Genomic DNA, 18,796 nt, shown 5'->3' on the forward strand with positions numbered 1-18,796 from the left:
CCTTGGGCACCTTGCCTGGCAGCTCCGCCTCCGCGAGTCGACCAGGCAAGGTGCCGTCAGGTCAGCGTGCCTTCTTGGTGGCGCGCTTACGCGGCGGGGTCAGCAGATCCGCGATCGTGGCGATCGCGGTCGGCACCAGCCGGTAGTAAGCCCACACTCCGCGCTTCTCCCGCTCCAGCAAGCCGGCCTCGGTGAGGATACGCAGGTGGTGGCTCACCGTCGGCTGGGAGAGCCCCAGCGGAGCGGTGAGGTCGCAGACGCAGGCCTCGCCTTCCGGCGCCGACTGGATCAGGCTGAGCAGCCTGAGTCGGGCCGGGTCGGCGAGCGCCTTGAGGACTCCAGCGAGTCGCTCCGCGTCCGCGCGTTCGATCGGCTCGCCGGCAAGCGGCGAGATTTGAGGCATGGTCATTTCAGCCAACGCAGTTCCCACGAAACCCATCCTTCCACCAAACAGCATCGATCCGCCTGCATATCAGCAGATCCGAATCGGCAAACTTTTAGGCCGGAAGGCCGAGGTCAGCCAACGTACAGGCGGCCCGATAGGCCAGTCCGGCTGCCCGAACCGCGTCACCGGCCCCACGATCGACGATCACCGCCACGCCGACCACCTCAGCTCCTGCCTCCTGTAACGCCTCGACAGCGGTCAGTACGCTTCCGCCGGTCGTCGAGGTGTCCTCCACTGCCAGCACCCGCCGGCCGGCCACGTCCGGCCCTTCGATCCGTCGCTGGAGTCCGTGCGTCTTGCCAGCCTTGCGCACCACGAAGGCGTCCAGTCGCCGTTGCTCCGCCGCAGCGGCGTGCAACATGGACAGAGCCACCGGGTCCGCTCCCAACGTCAGGCCACCAACCGCGTCGTACTCCCAGTCTGCGGTGAGATCGAGCAGCACCCGTCCCACCAGCGGTGCGGCGGCGTGGTGCAGCGTCACCCGCCGCAGGTCGACGTACCAGTCAGCCTCGCGACCTGACGACAACACCACCCTGCCGTGCACCACGGCCAGGTCAGTGATGAATTTGCGCAGGTCGTCGAGGTTCCCCATGTCACAAAGAGTACTGCCCGTCACTGGGTCCCCATCCGCCGGCCCGGCAACTCGCCGATATCCACCATCCACCTCGCTACCTGGTCATACACCACGAAACCCCTGGTCAACGCGGCGAACAGCGCAGCGACGTACCCGCTGATACGCTCTTCGGCTCACTCGCCAACCTTCGGACGCCCGGCCGCCAACCGGAGCAGTCCATGCGGAGCGTGACGCACCACAGTGGCGAGCGCCTTGTAGCGCCAGTCCGGGACACTCACCGCCCGCCCCCTGGCCAGGTCCCGCAGACCATCGGAGACCACGTCGTCGGCCCGCAGCCACAGCCAGGTCGGCGAGCCGGAGGTCCGGATACCGGCGCGTTCGTGGAACTCGGTGCGGACGTAACCCGGGCACAACGCCATCACCCGCACCCCGAGGTGGCGGACCGACATGTCGATCGACTCACTGAAGTTCGTCACCCAGGCCTTGCTCGCCGAATAGGTCGAACCAGCTGCTAACGGACCAAAGCCCGCCACCGACGAGACATTAATCACTCTGCCCTGTCGGCGTTGCACCATGCCGGGCAGGACGGCATGCGTCAACCGCAGCACCGCCTCCACATTGAGCCGCAGCAGCCGCAGCTCGTCCGCCTCGTCGGTGCGCCGGAACGACCGGTTCAGACCGATGCCCGCGTTGTTGACCAGCAGGTCGACCGGTGCGTCGACGGACCGCAGCCGGTCGGCCACGACGGTCACTCCACCGTCAGTAGCCAGGTCGGCGTCGAGCACCTCGACGGTCACGCCGTGCCGGTCGGCCAGTTCGTCAGCGAGCGTGGTGAGCCGCTGCCGGTCACGGGCGACCAGCACCAGCCGGTACCCGTCGCCGGCGAGCCGACGGGCGAAGCTGGCACCGAGGCCGGCAGTGGCCCCGGTGACCAGTGCGGTACGCAGGGCAGGCTTGTCCCCCACGTTGTCACCTCCTACGAGGACCGGGTCTCCCCGGACCGGCGGGTCGGTCCGCCCGGGGCGGACCGACCCGTGATCGACCGACCGTCAGCTGGTCGGCGGCGGGGGGTTGCCCGGCGGATTCTCCGACGGTCCGGCAGCCGGCGGCGCACCTGGTGCCGGCGGTGGGCCGGGCGGGGTGGCCGGCGGTGGTGGGCCGGCGGCCGGCGGTGTGCCGGGAGCGGCGGGGTAGCTCGGGTAGGCGCCGCCCGGCATCGGCGGCACGCCGTACCCGCCGCCCGGCACCGGCGGCTCCCAGGCGACGGCGGGCTTACGGAAGAAGTCGTTCGACGGCGGCAGCGCCAGCAGAATCAGCGCGGCCAGCAGCGCCAGCACGGTCACGACGCCGAGCAACAGGTTGGCCGGCTCGTACCAGCCGGGCAGCGCGGCCTCCAGATCCCGTTGCACCTGCGCCGGGTCCGGCATGTTCGGGTCGGTGCTGGTCGGGCCGGTGGGCAACGCGCTGCCGGCCGCGCCGAGCGCGAGCCCGCCCCCGGAGCAGCAGAGGAAGATGCCACCGAGCACCCAGGTGACGATCCGGGACGGGTTCTTGCCCCGGTTGTTCAGCAGAGCCAGCACCACCAGGCCGGCGGCGATCAGCAGGCCGAAGATCGCGCCGGCGATCAGGGAGATCGTCGTGAGGCTGCTGATGGCCTCCATGTCGGTGTCGGCGTAGGCGTCCTCGTAGACCTGTTGCATCGTGCCCATCACCGACAGCGCGACGATCAGGCCGACGACCTGCAGCGCGGCGATCAGGAACAGCAGGTAACTCGAAATGGTGACGGTGCTCGGCCGCGCCCTGACCGGTGGCGCGGCCGGATTCGGATCCGACACGGCTCTCCTTCCCGAAGCTTCGGAAGATCACCGTAGCGGTACCCCGCCAGTGACACGGGGCAAACGGACGCCGCGTCGACCTCGCGTTTCGTCGCCGAACCCGGCCTCGCCGTCGAGCAGAGCAATCGACGGCACTCACCGATACACATCGATGCTGGTCAGCCGGCCTGCACCGCCAGCCCTTCCTTGTCGTCGGCGAGCTGCACCCGGACGGTGTCGCCGTCACGAATCTCGCCGGCGAGCAGCGCCTTGGCCAACTGGTCGCCGATCGCCGACTGGACCAGTCGACGCAGCGGCCGGGCTCCGTAGATCGGGTCGTAGCCGTGCTCGGCCAGCCAGCTGCGGGCAGTGTCGTCGACGTCCAGGGTCAGCCGCCGGTCGGCCAACCGCCGGCGCATCCGGTCCAGCTGAATGTCCACGATCGACCGCAGCTCCGCGCCGCTGAGCATAGCGAAGACCACGATGTCGTCCAGCCGGTTGAGGAACTCCGGCTTGAAGTGCGCCCGGACCACGGCCAGCACCGCGTCGCGGCGCTGCTCCTCGGTCAACGTCAGGTCGTTGACCAGCGTCGAGCCGAGGTTGGAGGTGAGGATCAAGATCGCGTTGCGGAAGTCGACCGTACGGCCCTGCCCGTCGGTGAGCCGACCGTCGTCGAGCACCTGCAGCAGCACGTCGAAGACGTCCGGGTGAGCCTTTTCCACCTCGTCGAGCAGAATCACCGAGTACGGCCGGCGGCGTACCGCCTCGGTCAACTGACCGCCCTCCTCGTACCCGACGTAGCCGGGCGGGGCACCGACCAGCCGGGCCACGGAGTGCTTCTCGGCGTACTCGCTCATGTCGATGCGGACCATGGCCCGCTCGTCGTCGAAGAGGAACTCGGCCAGCGCCTTGCCCAGCTCGGTCTTGCCGACGCCGGTCGGGCCGAGGAAGAGGAAGCTGCCGGTCGGCCGGTCCGGGTCGGCGACCCCGGCCCGGGCCCGGCGGACCGCGTCGGAGACGGCGGCGACGGCGGCGGGCTGACCGACCACCCGGGCACCCAGCGAGGACTCCATCCGCAGCAGCTTGGCGGTCTCGCCCTCCATCAGCCGGCCGGCCGGGATGCCGGTCCAGGCGGCGACGACGGCAGCGATGTCGTCCGCGCCGATCTCCTCCTTGAGCATCGCGCCGTCGGCCTGCAGCGCGGCCAGCTCGGTCTCGGCGCGGGCCAGCTCGCCCTGCAGCGCCGGGATCCGGCCGTACCGCAGCTCGGCGGCGCGCTCCAGCTCGCCGTCGCGTTCGGCCCGCTCGGCCTCGCCGCCGAGGCGTTCCAGCTCCTCGCGGGCGGTGGATATCCGGGTGATGTGCCCCTTCTCCAGCTGCCAGCGGTCGCTGAGCGCGGTCAACTGCTCGCGCTTGTCGGCCAGCTCCCGGCGTAGCCGCTCCAGCCGCTGCGCCGAGCCGGGGTCGGGCTCCTTGGCCAGCGCCATCTCCTCGATCTCCAGCCGGCGCACGGCCCGCTCGATCTCGTCGACCTCGACCGGCCGGGAGTCGATCTCCATCCGCAGCCGGGAGGCGGACTCGTCGACCAGGTCGATCGCCTTGTCCGGCAGGAACCGGTCGGTGATGTAGCGGTCGGACAGGCCGGCGGCGGCGACCAGCGCGGCGTCGGTGATCCGTACGCCGTGGTGCACCTCGTAGCGTTCCTTGAGCCCGCGCAGGATCCCGATGGTGTCCTCGACGGTCGGCTCGCCGACCAGCACCGGCTGGAACCGGCGCTCCAACGCCGGGTCCTTCTCGATGTGCTCGCGGTACTCGTCGAGGGTGGTCGCGCCGACCATCCGCAGCTCGCCGCGGGCCAGCATCGGCTTGAGCATGTTGCCGGCGTCCATCGAGCCTTCGCCCTTGCCGGCGCCGACCACGGTGTGCAGCTCGTCGAGGAAGGTGATCACCTGGCCGTCGGAGCTCTTGATCTCCTCCAGGACGGACTTGAGCCGCTCCTCGAACTGGCCCCGGTACTGCGCACCGGCGACCATCGCGCCGAGGTCGAGCGACACCAGCCGCTTGTCGCGCAGCGACTCGGGTACGTCGCCGGCGACGATCCGCTGGGCGAGCCCTTCGACGATCGCGGTCTTGCCGACGCCGGGTTCGCCGATCAGCACCGGGTTGTTCTTGGTACGCCGGGACAGCACCTGGATCACCCGGCGGATCTCGGCGTCACGGCCGATCACCGGGTCGATCTTGCCGTCCCGGGCGCTGGCGGTCAGGTCGACGCCGTACTTCTCCAGGGCCTGGTAGGTCTGTTCCGGGTCGGCGGTGGTGACCCGGCGGTCCCCGCCGCGCACCGACGGGAACGCGGCGACCAGGTTCTCCTCGGTGGCTCCGGCATCCTTGAGCAGCCCGGCGACGGCCCCGCCGACCCGGGCCAGGCCGGCCAACAGGTGCTCGGTGGAGGTGTACTCGTCGCCGAGTGGACGGGCGATCTGCTCGGCCGCGCCGATCGCGTTGGCGAACTCGCGGGACAGGCTCGGCTCGGCGACGCTGGAGCCGCGCGCGGCGGGCAGGTTCTCCACGGTCCGTACGGCGGAACGGCGGATCTCCACCGGGTTGGCGCCGACGGCCCGTAGCAGGCCGGCGGCGGTCGAGCCGCCGGTGTCCAGCAGGGAGAGCAGCAGATGCCACGGTTCGACCGTGGCGTGGCCCCGCTGGTTTGCGATGGCGACCGCGGCGGTGATGACTTCACGACTCTTGGTGGTCAAACGTTCGGCGTTCATGTGCTCCCCTGTACGGCAGGTGGTCCACGGGTAAGGACACCACCAGACTTGAGTCTATTCCACTCAACTCCGATCGACGAGCCGACCGCCGAAGCCCGACGTGCACCGGGCTACCGGCCGTATGGTTCCCAGGAAATCTCCACCCACCCGGCACCCGACGGCCGCCGCACGTTGAGCAGCACCGCTCCGTCCGGTCGGACCGCCTGCACCGTCCCGTCCCGCAGCCGGGTGAGGTACGCACCATGCACCGGCCAGTCGATCGGCTCGAATCGGCCATCGGAGCCGAGCGACCAGACACCGGTACGGGTGGTGACCAGCAACCGGCCACCGTCCGGCAGCACCGACATCACGTCCGGCGGCGGGTCGTGAACCGGCACCGGCTCCAGCCGACCCCAATCGGCCCGCCAGACGAGCGGAAACTCACCCGGCAGGGGCACCGGCTCGCCGATCAGCCAGTAACCGCCCGACGGCGTCGTCTCTACGATGAACCGACGGATCCGCTCCGGATCCGCTCCGGTGACCGCGTCGGTCCGCCACAGCCAGCGCACCCCGGGCCCACCGCCGCCGTCATCGTCGGTCGCCACCGGCGCGCCGAACGCCACGTGCAGCCGGCCGTCATGCAGCCCGGCGACGGTCAGCTTGTCGCCGATGTGGCCGACGGTCTGCACCACCGGGATCGGCGGCTGCGGCGCCAACGGGACCGTCCCCTGCTCGGTCACCTCGACGACCCGCGGCACGGGATCGGTCTGGCAACACACCTGGTACGGCCCGTCCCAACTGGCGAACTCGGGCGGCATCGACCCGTCCGGGCTGTCACCCCGGGTGAAGGTCACACCCCCGTCGACCGACCGGTACCAGGTTGCGTCGGCGGCCAGCACCAGGCTGCCGTAGCCGACCAGCATCGAATGCTCCGCCGCCGCCGGGTCCGGGTGCTCCCGGTGCTGCCAGGACCGGCCGCCGTCGGCGGTCGCGTAGAGCAGCGACGGGCAACCCGACGCAACCCCGACGGACGCCCGGGCGTTGCATCCGTGATAGAAGGCGTACCCGTGGTCGGCGTCGTCGAACCCGATGAACGGGGCATCGTAGCCGGCCGGCACCCGCATCGGGCGCACCTCGACGGCGCCGGGCCCGCCGGCCGGCGCCGTCGGGTCGGCCGAGGCGACCGTCCGCTGCGGCGGGGTACGCCGGATGTCGCCGATCGAACAACCCGCCAGCACCAGTACGGCCGGCAACAGCAGTGCCGACAGCAGGAGAGCCCGCCGGCCGACCGTCGTCGCGGGCCTGCGTACCCGATCTCGCATCTGCCGCCTCCCGTCGCTCACGCACCTGTTCCCTCAGTCTGACCGGAACCGGCGCGGCCGGTCGGCCCGCGACGGCGTAGCGTGGACGGTGTGCGCGCACGTGTGGAACAGATCGACCTGCCCGGCATCGGAGTACGCCACGACCTGATGACCGAGTCAGGCCGACGGATCGGTGTGGTGAGTCACCGGTCAGGGCGTCGGGACCTCGTCCTCTACGACCGGGACGACCCGGATGCCTGTGACGCCGACATCCCGCTGACCGACGACGAGGCGGAGGCGCTCGCCGACATCCTCGGCGCGTCGCTGATGCTGAGCCAGCTCGCCGGGCTGCGCGACCAGGCCGCCGGGCTGCTCACCGAGCAGGTGCCGATCTCGGCCGGCTCGCCGTTCGTCGGCCGTACCCTCGGCGACACCAAGACGCGGACCCGTACCGGGGCGTCGATCGTGGCGGTGCTGCGCAACCGGGAGGTGCTGGCCTCTCCCGGGCCGGAGTTCCGGTTCGCCGCCGGCGACGTGGTGGTGGTCGTCGGCACCAGGTCGGGGCTGGACGGCGTCGGCGGCATCCTCGCCAACGACGACCCGGCCGGCTGACCCGGCCATGCACGACAGCGCACTGCTGCTGATCGAACTCGGCGCGCTGCTGCTGCTCCTCGGTCTGCTCAGCCGCCTGTCCCGGCGCTACGGGCTGTCGCCGATCCCGCTCTACCTGCTCGCCGGGCTGCTGTTCGGTCACGGCGGCCTGCTCCCGCTGCACGACATCCAGGACTTCTTCGCCGTCGGGGCGGAGATCGGCGTGGTGCTGCTGCTGGTGATGCTCGGGCTGGAGTACTCGGCGAGCGAGCTGATCGGCAACCTGCGCCGGGCGGCACCGGCGGGCCTGATCGACGCGCTGCTCAACGCGCTGCCGGGAGTCGCGTTCGCCCTGCTGCTCGGCTGGGGGCCGACCGCCGCCGTGGTGCTCGGCGGGATCACCTGGATCTCGTCGTCCGGCGTGATCGCCAAGATGCTCGGCGACCTGGGCCGGCTGGGTAACCGGGAGACGCCGGTCATCCTGTCGATCCTGGTCGTCGAGGACCTGGCGATGGCGTTCTACCTGCCGGTGCTCAGCGCGGTGCTGATCGGCGCCGGGCTCGCCGCCGGCAGCGTCGCGGTAGCGGTAGCGGTCACCACGGTCACCGTCGTGCTGCTGGTCGCGGTCCGGTTCGGCCACCGGATCTCCGCTCTGCTGTCGGTACGCGACCCGGAGGCGCTGCTGCTCGGCGTACTCGGATTGACCCTGCTGGTCGCCGGGATCGCCGCCGAACTGCAGGTCTCCGCGGCGGTCGGCGCGTTCCTGGTCGGCATCGCGCTGTCCGGGCCGGTGGCGCACAGCGCCACCGAACTGCTCACCCCGCTGCGGGACGTGTTCGCCGCGGTCTTCTTCGTCTTCTTCGGGCTGGTGACCGACCCCCGGGACATCCCGCCGGTGCTGCTACCGGCCCTCGGCCTGGCGGTGGTGACGATGGGCACCAAGGTGCTGACCGGCTACCTGGCCGCCAAGCGGGCCGGCATCGCCGCTCCCGGTCGGTGGCGGGCCGGGCTTGCGCTGATGCCGCGTGGGGAGTTCTCCATCGTGATCGCCGGCCTTGCGGTCGCCAGCTCCGGCATCGAGCCGGCGCTCGCGCCGTTGGCCACCGCGTACGTGCTGATCACGGTGGTAACCGGACCGGTGCTGGCCCGGATTCCGGATTCCCGCTGGTTCAAGCATCGGCTGCGGGGGCGGCCCGCACCCCTCGCGGCCAGCGGAGATCACCTGACGGGAGCGGACCAACACGTACCGGCTTCGTGAAAGGCATTACCAGGGACTTCCCCGATCACCCTCCGACACGCTACCGTGGCGCGGCAGTAGCTAGTGGTAGGCCCAGGGCCGGTTGTGCCCTGTCGGCCGCGAACGGGAGGGTCCCCGTTGAGCGTGCAAGAGTCGGCGTTCCGCGGCTTCGCCAACCCGGTGGACCCAGCGCCCGCCGAGCTGCGCGCCTGGGCGTACCAGCCGGACTCGGTCCCGCTGCAGTCGATGCCGCAGGACTGGGACCTGCTCGTCTCCGGTGACCGGCTGATCACCACGCTGTTCGACCTGGCGATGGATCCGACCTGTCCGGCCCGCCGGTTCGCGCTGCACTGCCTCTACATCTACGCGGCGGACGGCATCCGGACCAACTTCCGCGCCCACCCGAAACGGCGGCTGCGCAAGCTGGTCGAGCAGGCCGAGCAGGACGGCGACGAGCTGATGTCGGTCTGGGCGCACAACACCCGGGTGCTGCTGGCCAAGCCGCAGCTGTTCGACTATCACGACTGGTGCGAGGGCGGCCTGGTCCGCAAGTCCCGCCGGCTGAGCTAGCATCCGCGAGTCCCGCGACCGCGACCTGCATCGCCCGCTGCAGGCTGGCCAGCAGCTGGTCCTGGTCGACCAGGATCGCCCGCTCCGGCTCGGGCAGCTCGGTGAGGAGTTGCATCATCACCGCGACCAGCGCGCCGACGAACGATCCCACCATCGCGGCGGCGGTGACCTCGTCGAGCTCGTCCGGGAAGGATTCGTGCAGCCCTCGGGCCAGCTCGGTCTGTCCGCTGAGCAGCAGCCGGAGCGCGTAGCCCTGCAGCGCCGGGCTGGCCAGGATCATCCGGACCCGGACCGGTACCAGCCGGGCGAACAGCTGGTCGGAAAAGGTGCTGGTGGCGAAGATCCGTTGGGCGGTACGCAGCAGCACGTCGGCCGGGTTTTCGCCGGGGTGCCGAAGCCGGATCTCGGCCTGGGCCAGGCGCAGCCGCTCGGTGTTGTCCGCGAAGAGGACCTCCTCCTTGGTGCCGGAATTGACATCCTCGCCGGGTTGCTGCTGGTGGCGATGTTCCGGGCACCGCTGATCGCGGTCAAGGCCGCCGTGCTGGCGCTGCTGTCCATCGGCACCGCGTACGGCGTACTGGTGGTGGTCTTCCAGCGGAGGTGGGGACTGTGGCTGATCGTGTCGACCGCCCGGTACCGATCATGTCCGTGGTGCCGATGCTGCTCTTCGCCGTGCTGTTCGGCCTGCCGATGGACTACGCTGCTGAGCCTGCTCAGTCACCGCGCCTGGTGGCCGGTCCGCAGGGCCGGCTAGCCGGTCTGCTCGGAACCTGGGCGGGCCGGCCGGTCCCGGCGCTGCGGCCGCCACACCACCAGGGCGGTCGAGGTGCGGCTGGTCGGGACCAGGTCACGTCGCGGGTACGGGCCGACCGACTCCAGCTCGGCGATCCGCTGGTACGCCTCGGCCAGCTCGGCGCGCAACCCGTCAACCTGCTGCTGCAGGTCGCCGACGAGCTGCTCCAGCCCGATGATCCGCTTGATGCCGGCCAGGTTGACGCCGTCGTCCTGGCTGAGCCGCTGGACCTCGCGCAGCAGCACCACGTCCCGGACGCTGTACCGGCGGCCGCCGCCAGCCGCCCGGCCGGCCTGCACCAGGCCCAGCCGGTCGTACTGGCGCAGCGTCTGCGGATGCATGCCGGCCATCCGCGCCGCCACCGAGATGATCAGAACCTTGGCGTCGGAGGCGGCCTCGAACGTGATCAGCAGCTCCTCGTCCACCCCTCACTCACCTCCCGTCTGTCCCTCGCCGCGACCCGGCGGCCTGCTCCTCGTTGCGACGCAGCCGGGCGGCGAGACGTTCCCGGTCGGCAGCGGGGGTGTGCTCCGCGAAGGTCCGCAGGGCGGCCTGTGCCGACTCGTCCACGGTAGCCGGAACGACGACTTCGACGGTCACCAGAAGATCGCCGGCGGTGCCGTCCCGGCGGGGCACGCCCTTGCCACGCGCCCGCAAGGTACGCCCACTAGGCGTACCTGGTTGCACCCGCAAGGTCACCGCCCCGTCCATGGTCGGGACCCGCAGGTCGGTGCCGAGCACCGCCTCGGCGTAGGTGATCGGCACGGTCAACGTGAGATCGTCGCCGGCCCGCCCGAACAGCTCGTCGTTGCGGACCTTGACCAGCACGAACAGGTCACCGGCCGGGCCGCCCCGGTCGCCCGGCTCGCCCCGCCCGGCCAGCCGGATCCGCTGACCGTCCGCCACGCCGGGTGGGAAACGGACGTTCAGCGTCCGGGTCTTGGTCACCCCGCCGGAGCCATGACATTCCGGGCACTTCTCGTCGACGATCGTGCCCACCCCCTGGCAGTCACGGCACGGCTCGGAGAAGCTGAACGACCCCTGGTTGCGGGTGGTCAGCCCGGACCCGGCACAGGTCGGGCAGGTCCTCGGCACCGAGCCCGGCTTGGCACCGTTGCCGTGGCAGGTGTCGCACACCCCGGGTGCCCGCAGGCTCAGCGGCAACGTCGTGCCGCGTACGGCGGCGCCGAAGTCCAGCACCACCTCGGCCTCGACGTCGCGGCCCCGGGCCGGTCCACGGGTACGCATCCCGGCCCCGGCCCCGCCGCCGGAGAAGATCGAGCTGAAAATGTCGGAGAACCCGGCCCCACCGAACCGACGGTCCCCGGCACCACCAGCCCCGGCGAAGCCACCGAACAGGTCGGCCGGGTCGAAGCCCGGCCCGCCGCCACGCGCCCCCCGGCGGAACGCACCCGAACCGAACAGCGAGCGCATCTCGTCGTACTCCTTGCGCCGCCGATCGTCGGCGAGCACGTTGTACGCCTCCGACACCGCCTTGAACCGCTCCTCGAAGGCCGAGTTGCCGGGATTGTGGTCGGGATGCAACTCGCGGGCCAGCTTGCGGTACGCCTTCTTGATCTCGTCGGCGGAGGCTGTCTTGGGCACCCCCAGCACGGCGTAGAAGTCCTTCTCCAGCCAGTCCTTGGAACTCACCCTGTCCTCCTCCTGTCCGTCACCGGACCCCGACCCTGACCGCCCTGGTGCAGGTGGACGACCGGCCGTCCACTGCGGGCCCGACCCACGCGCGGCGGCCGGTACCGCGGTGCCGGCGGCGGGACGCACTCCGCGTCCCGCCGCCGGCCGTGATGTACGCCGGTGGACCACCGGCGGCGGTCATTCCGGGTCTGCGACAGCGACCAGTGCCGCCCGCAGCAGCCGGTCCCCGAGCAGGTAGCCCCGCCGCATCACATCGACGCAGGTGGGTTCGGTGACCTCGGCGGAGGTCAGGTGGGCGACCGCCTCGTGCTGGGTGGGATCGAACGGGTCGCCCTTCTCACCGAACGCGGTGAGCCCGAACTTGCCCAGCGCCGCGCCGAGTTGCTCGGCCACGGCACCGAACGGGCCGACCAGGTCGCCGTGCTCCCGCGCCCGGTCCAGGTCGTCCAGGATCGGCAGCAGCGCGGCGAGAACCGCACCGGTGGCCTGCTCTGCGGCGACCCCTTTGTCCCGCTCGACCCGCTTGCGATAGTTGGCGTACTCGGCGGTCACCCGCTGAAGGTCGCGGGTGCGTTCGTCGAGATCGGAGCGAAGCGCCTCCAGCTCGGCGCCGAGCGGACCCGAACCGGCCGCGCCCCCGGGCGCCTCCTCGGCGTCCGGCTCCGGCGCCTGCTCCACTACCTCGCCGACCACCGGCTCGTCGACGACGGCGGTGTCCGACGAGTCGGGCTGAACTGCCCGGTCGGCGCCGGACCCGCCGCCGGTCGCGGACCCGGTGCTCGTCGCGGACCGGCTTTCGGTCGCGGATCGGGTCGGCTCGTCCTTTCCGGTGTCGCTGGCGGCCGACCCGTCAGCGGACCTGTCGTCGGCTTTCCCGCTCACTGGCTCCTCCTCCGTGCCCGACCGGGCGTGCCGCCCGGTCGGACGATGGTCGGTGGGGGGTGCCGCACCCGTCGGCTCGGCCGCCGCGTGCCGCGCGGTCCGGGGCCGCGTCCCGGTCGGGTCGATCCGGCGTTTGTCCCGGATCACCAGGCGCTCGGTGATCTCACCGTCCGCCTGCTCGACCGGTGCCGAGCGGCGCCTCGGCGGGCCGGTGCCGGCCGGATCAGCGGCCCGTGACTTCTCCGTCATGTGGCTACCTCGCTCCGTGCGGCAGTTCGAGGGAAGATCATCGCTGGTCCTCGGCCTCGACGAAGACTCACTTCTTGTCGTCCTCGATGATCTCCGCGTCGACCACGTCGTCCGGCCCGCCGGCGGCACCACCCGACGCGGACGCCCCAGCGGCGCCCGGTCCGGCGGTGCCCGGTCCGGCCTCGCCGGGGCCGCCGGCACCGCCCGGCTGACCCGGCTGCTCGGCCTGCTGGGCGTAGAGCTGCGAGCCGGCCTGCTGGGAAACCTGGGCAAGCTTCTCGTGCGCGGACTTGATCGCCTCGATGTCGCTGCCGGCCAACGCGCCACGCAGTTCGCCCAGCGCGTCGTTCATCTGGTCGCGGGAGTCCGACGGCAGCTTGTCACCACTCTCGGCGAGGAACTTCTCGGTCTGCCACTGCAGCTGCTCAGCCAGGTTGCGGGTCTCCGCCTCCTCGCGACGCCGCTTGTCCTCGTCGGCGTGGTCCTGCGCGTCGCGCATCATCCGCTCGATGTCGTCCTTCGGCAGCGCCGAGCCGCCGGTGATCGTCATCGACTGCTCCTTGCCGGTGCCCAGGTCCTTGGCGTTGACGTGGACGATGCCGTTCGCGTCGATGTCGAAGGCGACCTCGACCTGCGGCACGCCCCGCGGCGCCGGCGGAAGCCCGGTCAACTCGAAGGTGCCGAGCTTCTTGTTGTACGCGGCGATGTCCCGCTCACCCTGGAAGACCTGGATGAGCACCGACGGCTGGTTGTCGTCAGCCGTGGTGAACACCTCGGAACGCTTGGTCGGGATGGTGGTGTTGCGCTCGATCAGCTTGGTGAAGATGCCGCCCTTGGTCTCGATGCCCAGGCTCAGCGGGGTCACGTCGAGCAGTAGGACGTCCTTGACCTCGCCCTTGAGCACACCGGCCTGCAGCGCGGCACCGACCGCGACCACCTCGTCCGGGTTGACGCCCTTGTTCGGCTCCCGGCCGGTCAACTGCTTGACCAGGTCGGAAACGGCCGGCATCCGGGTGGACCCGCCGACCAGAATGACGTGGTCGACGTCGGCCAACTTGACGCTGGCGTCCTTGATCGCCTGCTCGAACGGGCCCTTGCAGCGGTCCAGCAGGTCCTGGGTCATCCGCTGGAACTCGGCGCGGGTCAGCGTGACGTCCAGGTGCAGCGGCGCCGACGGGGCACCGTCCGACCCGGCCGGGCCGGCGGTGATGTACGGCAGGTTGATGCTGGTCGTGGTGGCGGCGGACAGCTCGATCTTGGCCTTCTCCGCAGCTTCCCGCAGCCGCTGCATCGCCATCTTGTCCTGGGCCAGGTCCACGCCGTGCTGGCCACGGAACGTCTTCACCAGGTGGTCGATGATCCGCTGGTCCCAGTCGTCACCACCGAGCAGGTTGTCACCACTGGTCGACTTGACCTCGATCACGCCCTCGCCGAGCTCCAGCAGCGAGACGTCGAAGGTGCCGCCACCGAGGTCGAAGACCAGGACGGTCTGCTCCTTGGAGCCCTTGTCCAGGCCGTACGCCAGGGCCGCCGCGGTCGGCTCGTTGACAATCCGCAGCACGTTGAACCCGGCGATCTCGCCAGCTTCCTTGGTGGCCTGACGCTGCGCGTCGTTGAAGTACGCCGGGACGGTGATCACCGCGTCGGTGATCCGCTCACCGAGGTAGGCCTCGGCGTCCCGCTTGAGCTTCATCAGGGTACGGGCGGAGATCTCCTGCGGCGTGTACTTCTTGCCGTCGATGTCGACAGTCCAGTTGGTGCCGATCTCCCGCTTGACCGACCGGATCGTCCGGTCCGGGTTGGTCACCGCCTGCCGCTTGGCGACCTCGCCGACGAGCACCTCACCGTTGCGGGCGAACGCGACGATGGAAGGAGTGGTCCGGGAGCCTTCCGCGTTGGCGATGACGGTAGGCTCACCACCCTCCAGCACACTGACGCAGGAGTTCGTCGTGCCCAGGTCGATACCGACCGCACGTGCCATGGTCGCTTCCTCGCTTCGTTCGTAGAGCAGGTGCCGGGGCACCGCCCCGCCGTACACCCACCACAAGTTGAGTGGACTTGGCTCAATACTGCCACGATCGCAGCCACCGTCAAGTCAGGTTGAGTCGGAGTCGCGCAACTCATGCCCCCACCAGCACCGATACCCTCTCCAACCCCGTTGCACACAGTGTCATCAGCAGCCACGCCGGGCCGGTTCAGGTTGTCTGGCATGCATTGATCAGGCACGCTTTACCCGTGACCACGCAGGGCGGACCGGCCGCGCCCAACCCCGGCGCACCCGAACTTCCCGCTGCGCTCAGACGACTACGCTCCGCAATCGCGGCGATGGCGTACCCCCTCGTGCTGCCCTCAGCCGAGGAGGGCCGCGAGGTTGGTGCCGGCCTGATCGCCCAGTTGGACGACTATCTACTGCCCCGGCTCGCCCGACTCGACGCACCGCTGCTGGTGGTGGTCGGCGGCTCCACCGGTGCGGGCAAGTCGACCCTGGTCAACAGCATGGTCCGGGCCCGGGTCAGCGCCACCGGCGTACTGCGGCCCACCACCCGGTCCCCGGTGCTGGTCAGCCACCCGGCGGACGCCAGCTGGTTCCGGCAGGGCGAGCTGCTGCCCGGTCTGACCCGCACCGCCGGCCCCACCGACGCCCCGGACGCGCTGCAGCTCGTCGCCGCGCCGGCGCTACCCCCCGGGCTGGCCTTCCTCGACGCGCCGGACATCGACTCGGTGGTCGACGCCAACCGGGCGCTCGCCGTCCAACTGCTCGCCGCCGCCGACCTGTGGCTGTTCGTCACCACCGCCGCCCGGTACGCCGACGCGGTCCCCTGGCAGCTGCTGCAGACCGCGCAGCTGCGCGGGACCATGGTCGCGCTCGCCCTGGACCGGGTGCCGACCGAGGCGGTCGACGAGATCACCGCGCACCTGCGGGAGATGCTCGCCGACCACGACCTCGGCGACGTACCGATCTTCGTGGTGCCGGAGACGGTGGTCGGCGGCCAGGGGCTGCTGCCGGAGATCGTCGCCGCGCCGCTGCGCGAATGGTTCGGCCGGCTCGCCGGGGACGCCGCCGCCCGCGCCGCGGTGATCCGGCAGTCCCTGGACGGGGCGCTGAGCGCGCTGGCGCCGACCGTCGAAGGGCTGGCCTCCGCCGCCGACGACCAGCTCGACGCGGCCCGCACCCTGACCGACCGGGTCCGCGCCGCGTACCGCAGCGCGAGTCGCAACGCCGAGCAGGCGGTGCAGGACGGCCGGCTGCTCCGCGGCGAGGTACTCGGCCGCTGGCAGGACTTCGTCGGCACCGGCGAACTGTTCCGTTCACTGGAGGCCAGGGTGGGGCGGCTTCGCGACCGGGTACTCAGCGCCGTCACCGGGCGGCCGGCACCCGCCAACCAGCTGCGGACCGCGATCGAGTCACAACTGGTCACCCTGATCAAGGGTGCGGCGACCGAGGCCGCCGACGCCGCGCACCTCGCCTGGCGGACCCACCCGGCCGGCGCCGCGCTACTCACCCCGGACCTCGCCCGGCCCTGCGCCGACCTGCCGGAACGCGCCGAGCGACTGGTCCGCGACTGGCAACGCGACGTGCTCGAACTGGTCCGGGCCGAGGCCGGCGACAAGCGGTTCGTCGCCCGCACCGCCGCGTACGCGGTGAACGCCACCGGGCTCGCCGTCATGATCGCCGTCTTCGCCTCGACCGCCTTCATCCCGACCGGGCTGGAGGTCGCCGCCGCCGGCGGCACCACCGTCGCCGCCCAGAAGGTGCTCGAGGCGATCTTCGGCGACCAGGCGATCCGCAACCTCGCCAACCGGTCCCGGGAGGGTCTGCTGCGCCGCATCCGGGCACTGCTCGACGAGGAGGCCGGCCGCTATCTGCGGCTGATCGAAGCGGCCGGTGTCCCGCCGCAGGCCGTCGACGCCACGGCCACCGCGCCCGGCGACCGGCTGCGCGCCGCAGCCGTCGAGGTCGAGCAGGCCCGGGCGGCAGCCGGGTTGAGCGGCGGTGTGCCGTACCGGTTGCCGGACACCCTGCCCGGCGCGACCGGACCGCTGCCGGGAGCGGTCGCGTGACCGGCTTCGTCGACCGGGTCCGACACCTGGTCCGAGGAGACTCACGGGTGGACGCCGACCTGCTGGTCGACCGGCTCGACGCGCTCGGGCAGTTCCTGCGCGCCGCCGACGGTCGGATTCCCGACGACCGGCTCGGAGCCGCCCGCACCCTGGTCGAGCGGGCCGGAGCCCGGCTGGCGCTGTCCCGGGAGCACACCGTCGTGGCGCTGGCCGGCGCCACCGGTAGTGGCAAGTCCAGCATCTTCAACGCGCTGGCCGGGCGGGACCTCTCTCCGGTCGGCGTGCGCCGCCCCACCACCGGGTACGCGCACGCGTGCGGTTGGGGGGCGGTCGACGGGGCGAGCGGGCTGTTGGACTGGGTCGGGGTCCTGCCCCGGCACCGGTTCGTCCGGGAGAGCGCCCTGGACGGCACCGACGAGGCCGGGCTGCACGGTCTGGTCCTGCTCGACCTGCCCGACTTCGATTCGGTCGAGTACGGACACCGGCTGGAGGTCGACCGGCTACTCGGCCTGGTCGACCTGGTGATCTGGGTGGTCGACCCGCAGAAGTACGCCGACCGGGTGATCCACCGCAGCTATCTGCGGGAGTTCCATCGCAACCGGGACGTCACCGTGGTGGTGCTCAACCACGCCGACCGGCTGGACCGGGCCGAGCTGCCCCGGCTGCTCGCCGACCTGCGCCGGCTGCTCGACGCCGACGGGCTCGACGGAGTCCCGCTGCTGGCCACCTCGGCGCTGGTGCCGGCCGCGATGACCGAGCTGCGCCGGCTGTTGGAAGGCACGGTGGCCGAGCGGCAGGCGGCGCTTCGGCGACTCTCCGGTGACCTGGATTCGGTCACCGACGGCCTGGCGGAGCTGGTCGGCCCGGCCGGCGAACACGCCGAGGAGGAGATCAACCGTGGCACGGTGCGCCGGCTCAGCCTGGCGCTGGCGGCGGCGGCCGGGGTGCCGAGCGTGATCGACGCCGTCGACTCGGCGTACCGGCACCGGGCCGGGGCCGCGACCGGCTGGCCGCTCACCCGGGCCTGGCGCAGGCTGCGCCCGGATCCGCTGCTACGGCTGCACCTGCTCGGCTCCCGCCGGGCCGGCGGGAGCGACCCGGCCGACCAGCCAGCGCCGGTGACCGCGCCCGATCGACCGGGGCCGCCGTCACTGGCCGGGGCTGGTGGACCGGTGCCGGTCACCTCGTTGCCGGCGCCGAGTGCCGCACAGCGCGCCGCGGTCGACCTGGCCGTACGTGGTCTCGCCGAGCAGGCCGGCAGTCGGCTGCCGACGCCCTGGTCGGCGGCGGTCACCGCCGCCGCCCGGTCGCAACGGGCCGAGCTGCCGGACGCTCTCGACCGGGCGATCGGCAGCGCCGATCTGGGCCTGGGCCGGCAGCCGATGTGGTGGCGGTTGGTCGGCGCGGTGCAGTGGGCGGTCACCGCTACGGCGGCCGCCGGGCTCGGCTGGCTGCTGGTCGGCTTCATCATCCGTACGCTGGGTCTGCCGGCCCTCGACTATCCGACGGTCGGTGTCCTGCCGGTGCCGACCGCGATGCTGCTCGGCGGCCTGCTCGGCGGGATCCTGCTCAGTCTGCTGATCCGGCCGGTGACCGGGTGGGCGGCCCGGCGGGTCCGCAGACGGGCCGAGGACCGGCTGTACGACGTGGTGGCCGAGACTGCCCGCCGGCTGGTCGTCGCCCCGGTCCGGGCGGTCATGCAGGCGCACGCCGACGCCCGAGACGCGTTGGACCGTGCCCGGTCGTCCCACCGCTGACGACCTCGTCCCGTCTTCCGACGCGGCCCATCGGCAGGGCAGGCTGGACAGGGCCGGAGTCCGCCCGCCCGGCGTGCCCGACATGTGACGCACAGGTGATGCCAGCCGCCGCAGC

16 protein-coding genes are annotated in these 18,796 nt (G+C 71.7%); 6 read left to right on the forward strand and 10 right to left on the reverse strand.

Going from position 1 to position 18,796, the window contains the following annotated elements:
* Nucleotides 1-61 precede the first annotated feature (61 nt).
* The 6 genes from O7621_RS04780 to O7621_RS04805 all read right to left on the reverse strand — a co-directional run bounded on the left by O7621_RS04780 (nucleotide 62) and on the right by O7621_RS04805 (nucleotide 6,926).
* Complete coding sequence (locus O7621_RS04780) at nucleotides 62-439, reverse strand: metalloregulator ArsR/SmtB family transcription factor (RefSeq protein ID WP_123606510.1); 378 nt, start codon at nucleotides 437-439, stop codon at nucleotides 62-64.
* A 58-nt stretch (nucleotides 440-497) separates the two neighbouring features.
* A complete protein-coding gene (gene pyrE, locus O7621_RS04785; RefSeq protein ID WP_282232912.1) occupies nucleotides 498-1,037 on the reverse strand; it encodes an orotate phosphoribosyltransferase in 540 nt (179 codons plus the stop codon).
* A 155-nt stretch (nucleotides 1,038-1,192) separates the two neighbouring features.
* Nucleotides 1,193-1,984, reverse strand: a complete 792-nt coding sequence (locus O7621_RS04790) for an SDR family oxidoreductase (protein WP_282232913.1) — start codon at nucleotides 1,982-1,984, stop codon at nucleotides 1,193-1,195.
* A gap of 84 nt (nucleotides 1,985-2,068) precedes the next feature.
* The gene (locus O7621_RS04795; RefSeq protein WP_282232914.1) at nucleotides 2,069-2,854 is read right to left on the reverse strand and encodes a hypothetical protein; all 786 of its coding nucleotides are present in this window, start codon (nucleotides 2,852-2,854) and stop codon (nucleotides 2,069-2,071) included.
* Nucleotides 2,855-3,012: 158 nt separating this feature from the next.
* Nucleotides 3,013-5,604: an ATP-dependent chaperone ClpB gene (clpB, locus tag O7621_RS04800; protein ID WP_282232915.1), complete on the reverse strand. Its 2,592-nt coding sequence runs from the start codon at nucleotides 5,602-5,604 to the stop codon at nucleotides 3,013-3,015.
* 110 nt (nucleotides 5,605-5,714) lie between these two features.
* Complete coding sequence (locus O7621_RS04805; protein WP_282232916.1) at nucleotides 5,715-6,926, reverse strand: hypothetical protein; 1,212 nt, start codon at nucleotides 6,924-6,926, stop codon at nucleotides 5,715-5,717.
* 69 nt (nucleotides 6,927-6,995) lie between these two features.
* Between O7621_RS04805 and O7621_RS04810 the strand changes: the two genes are divergently transcribed.
* The 4 genes from O7621_RS04810 (at nucleotide 6,996) to O7621_RS04825 (ending at nucleotide 10,036) form a co-directional block, all read left to right on the forward strand.
* Nucleotides 6,996-7,496 (forward strand): cation:proton antiporter regulatory subunit, encoded by a 501-nt coding sequence (locus O7621_RS04810; RefSeq protein WP_282232917.1) that lies wholly within the window; start codon nucleotides 6,996-6,998, stop codon nucleotides 7,494-7,496.
* A 7-nt stretch (nucleotides 7,497-7,503) separates the two neighbouring features.
* Nucleotides 7,504-8,733, forward strand: a complete 1,230-nt coding sequence (locus O7621_RS04815) for a cation:proton antiporter (protein WP_282232918.1) — start codon at nucleotides 7,504-7,506, stop codon at nucleotides 8,731-8,733.
* Between the two features lie 117 nt (nucleotides 8,734-8,850).
* Complete coding sequence (locus O7621_RS04820; RefSeq protein WP_123606516.1) at nucleotides 8,851-9,282, forward strand: hypothetical protein; 432 nt, start codon at nucleotides 8,851-8,853, stop codon at nucleotides 9,280-9,282.
* Nucleotides 9,283-9,391: 109 nt separating this feature from the next.
* A complete protein-coding gene (locus tag O7621_RS04825) occupies nucleotides 9,392-10,036 on the forward strand; it encodes a hypothetical protein (RefSeq protein WP_282232919.1) in 645 nt (214 codons plus the stop codon).
* Here O7621_RS04825 and O7621_RS04830 read toward each other — a convergent pair.
* The 4 genes from O7621_RS04830 to dnaK all read right to left on the reverse strand — a co-directional run bounded on the left by O7621_RS04830 (nucleotide 10,033) and on the right by dnaK (nucleotide 14,843).
* The gene (locus O7621_RS04830; protein ID WP_278172684.1) at nucleotides 10,033-10,500 is read right to left on the reverse strand and encodes a MerR family transcriptional regulator; all 468 of its coding nucleotides are present in this window, start codon (nucleotides 10,498-10,500) and stop codon (nucleotides 10,033-10,035) included. The two genes, O7621_RS04825 and O7621_RS04830, sit on opposite strands and share 4 nt — an antisense overlap.
* Nucleotides 10,501-10,507: 7 nt before the next feature.
* Nucleotides 10,508-11,728: a molecular chaperone DnaJ gene (dnaJ, locus tag O7621_RS04835; RefSeq protein WP_282232920.1), complete on the reverse strand. Its 1,221-nt coding sequence runs from the start codon at nucleotides 11,726-11,728 to the stop codon at nucleotides 10,508-10,510.
* Between the two features lie 180 nt (nucleotides 11,729-11,908).
* Nucleotides 11,909-12,862 (reverse strand): nucleotide exchange factor GrpE, encoded by a 954-nt coding sequence (grpE, locus tag O7621_RS04840; RefSeq protein ID WP_282232921.1) that lies wholly within the window; start codon nucleotides 12,860-12,862, stop codon nucleotides 11,909-11,911.
* 67 nt (nucleotides 12,863-12,929) lie between these two features.
* Entirely contained in the window at nucleotides 12,930-14,843 is a 1,914-nt protein-coding gene (gene dnaK, locus O7621_RS04845) for a molecular chaperone DnaK (RefSeq protein WP_281552450.1), read from the reverse strand.
* 344 nt (nucleotides 14,844-15,187) lie between these two features.
* Between dnaK and O7621_RS04850 the strand changes: the two genes are divergently transcribed.
* Together O7621_RS04850 and O7621_RS04855 are read left to right on the forward strand one after the other, a co-directional pair.
* Nucleotides 15,188-16,924, forward strand: a complete 1,737-nt coding sequence (locus O7621_RS04850) for an ABC transporter (protein WP_282232922.1) — start codon at nucleotides 15,188-15,190, stop codon at nucleotides 16,922-16,924.
* Complete coding sequence (locus tag O7621_RS04855; RefSeq protein WP_282232923.1) at nucleotides 16,921-18,681, forward strand: GTPase; 1,761 nt, start codon at nucleotides 16,921-16,923, stop codon at nucleotides 18,679-18,681. The genes O7621_RS04850 and O7621_RS04855 overlap by 4 nt, the downstream gene beginning before the upstream one ends.
* The last annotated feature ends 115 nt before the right edge of the window (nucleotides 18,682-18,796 follow it).

The sequence above is a fragment of the Solwaraspora sp. WMMD937 genome, from assembly GCF_029581175.1.
Classification (GTDB): Bacteria; Actinomycetota; Actinomycetes; order Mycobacteriales; family Micromonosporaceae; genus Micromonospora_E.

Bases quoted from the DNA above. Each gene is read 5' to 3' on its own strand.
- O7621_RS04780 (WP_123606510.1), bottom strand. From the start codon at position 439: ATGGGTTTCGTGGGAACTGCGTTGGCTGAAATGACCATGCCTCAAATC.
- pyrE (WP_282232912.1), bottom strand. From the start codon at position 1,037: ATGGGGAACCTCGACGACCTGCGCAAATTCATCACTGACCTGGCCGTG.
- clpB (WP_282232915.1), bottom strand. From the start codon at position 5,604: ATGAACGCCGAACGTTTGACCACCAAGAGTCGTGAAGTCATCACCGCC.
- O7621_RS04815 (WP_282232918.1), top strand. From the start codon at position 7,504: ATGCACGACAGCGCACTGCTGCTGATCGAACTCGGCGCGCTGCTGCTG.
- grpE (WP_282232921.1), bottom strand. From the start codon at position 12,862: ATGACGGAGAAGTCACGGGCCGCTGATCCGGCCGGCACCGGCCCGCCG.
- dnaK (WP_281552450.1), bottom strand. From the start codon at position 14,843: ATGGCACGTGCGGTCGGTATCGACCTGGGCACGACGAACTCCTGCGTC.
- O7621_RS04850 (WP_282232922.1), top strand. From the start codon at position 15,188: ATGGCGTACCCCCTCGTGCTGCCCTCAGCCGAGGAGGGCCGCGAGGTT.